The organism is Enterococcus camelliae (genome assembly GCF_042685105.1).
GTDB lineage: Bacteria > Bacillota > Bacilli > Lactobacillales > Enterococcaceae > Enterococcus_G > Enterococcus_G camelliae.
Genome location: NZ_JBHUMO010000056.1, coordinates 145,302 through 145,708, shown reverse-complemented (window position 1 = coordinate 145,708; position 407 = coordinate 145,302). Strand labels below are relative to the sequence as shown.

Annotated in this window: 1 pseudogene; it reads right to left on the bottom strand. The window is 32.7% G+C overall.

The annotated features are described in order from the left end of the window. A pseudogene (locus ACFSR0_RS11925) lies at positions 1-407 on the bottom strand (IS200/IS605 family element RNA-guided endonuclease TnpB); the annotation flags it as partial.

The window sequence follows — 407 nt, the reverse complement described above, 5'->3', positions numbered from 1 at the left end:
ACTGGTTCTTTTTGAAGATTCTCGGTTTCAACTAAAAATGTTGCAAAGTATTTTCCAGATTTGGATTGACTAATTGTTACATTCATCAATCTTCCGTTGAAACGCAGTTTTTCTGCCATTTTGACCCAACCGACTTTAGAAACATAGAAGTAACGACCGTTAACTTTCATGCCTACGGCAGTTCGATAGGATTTCTTTGAGCGTTTTTTACTCTTGAATTTAGGAAACCCAAATTTAGAGTGAAATGTATTTCTGTACGCTTTATTAAAATCCATATTCACTTGGCTTAATGGTTGTGCTTCAACTTCTTTTAACCAAGCAAATTCTTCTTGTTTTTTTAATCCAGCATAGGTCAATTTGTTTTCAACATATTCAGGATTTTCTTTTTTCATTTTACAGTTTGTAAT